The sequence below is a fragment of the Oscillibacter sp. CU971 genome (assembly GCF_905219725.1).
In the GTDB taxonomy this organism is placed as follows: domain Bacteria; phylum Bacillota; class Clostridia; order Oscillospirales; family Oscillospiraceae; genus Oscillibacter.
Window position 1 is genome coordinate 1 of sequence record NZ_CAJMXG010000491.1, and the last position, 1,359, is coordinate 1,359.

2 protein-coding genes are annotated in these 1,359 nt (G+C 52.3%); both read right to left on the reverse strand.

The window, feature by feature from the left end; translation table 11 throughout:
- The coding region (locus JX325_RS16845) for a type IIL restriction-modification enzyme MmeI (protein ID WP_374220663.1) at positions 1-474 on the reverse strand (474 nt) is incomplete at its 3' end.
- An 86-nt stretch (positions 475-560) separates the two neighbouring features.
- A partial coding sequence (locus JX325_RS16850) for an HNH endonuclease (protein WP_204792174.1) occupies positions 561-1,359 on the reverse strand: 799 nt, incomplete at its 5' end.

The window sequence follows — 1,359 nt, forward strand, 5'->3', positions numbered from 1 at the left end:
GCTGCCAGTGTCCACCAGGAATTGCAGACGGTGAAATTCCTTTTCCAAGTCCGCCAGCTTGAGAACTTCCGGCTCGTCATTGGGGCGGTTCATATCGTGAATCTGGAACTCCTGGAAGTTGCAGACGATGATCCAGCGGGGATTCTGGTCATGGGGCAGATACCCAGCATATCTTCTGGCCTGCTGATAAGGGGTGAGCATACTGCCATCAGACTGCTTGTATCCTTTTCGCAGGTCAATATCCCGGCCCTTCTGTTCAATTAGGACACGGGTGGATTCAATATAGCCGTCAATGAAACTGGTATGGTCCAGCTTCACCGGGACTTCAAAAGAAATGGCAGTGGAACCATCAACGCCAAAAATCTTCGTCAGCAGCTCAATCCAAAACCGCTGCGTTTCCTGTTTTTCATCACCCCGGCCCTTCCAGTCCACCGCAAATCGGGCGGCGGCGGTACGCCGTTCTACATCTGTCATGGGCTTGTCCTCATTTCATCATGTGGCCTTTATCATACCATACTAATCACGTATTGTCTAGTTTCTATAAATTATGCAAAAGAACGCTACAACCCATGCTCCCGAACAAACTGTTTTAGCAGCTTTTCCAATTTATAGACGAGCGCGTCAGGCAGTTTCCGGGCGGTCAGGGCTTTGGGGATTCTCACGCCGGACACGCCTGTGACCACCCGGCGGAACACCACACGCTCGTCATGGCGGTGGAGAGCCTTTATTTCATATCCTTGGCTTGTCCAGGTATCGGAAATGTAGTAGTCAATCTCGTCCGGGATAATCGCATGGAAAGGGTATCCTTCCTCTCTCCACATGGGCGAGGTCATTCCCGGCATATTCTCATACCAGAAAGCATCGTAGAAGTACGCTTCTGCTGGTAAGCTGTCACCAAGGATTTGCTCGATCTGTCGGAAGGTCAGGGTCAGAGGGGACTTATCAGACAGGCGGAAGTATTCCCGCAATTCGAGGTATGGGGATTCTCTCAAAGGGGCGGTGTCAACGAAGTCCCCCAGCAGTTCAAAGAGGTCGATGTGTTCCCCAAAGGTATCATCCGAATCCGAGAACATATCGTAGGCGCATTGACGGTGAATGTAAATCAGGTTTTGTACCCGCCGCCCCTTGCCGATCACCTTCTCGATTACCTCAACTTCTTGGTCTGCCAGCATGGGGTTCCCGCAAAACGCACAGCGGCCTCCTTGTCGTTGCCAGACCGCTTTATACTTGCCGTTGACCTTCTGTTCGTCACGGCGGTGCTGAAGCTGGGAAAAATAGTCCTTGTCCAGATACGGGTTGAAGCTGACTTTGCAGGGCTTATGCTGGACGATGGCGAGGGGAGCCAGCCGGACCCCCCGG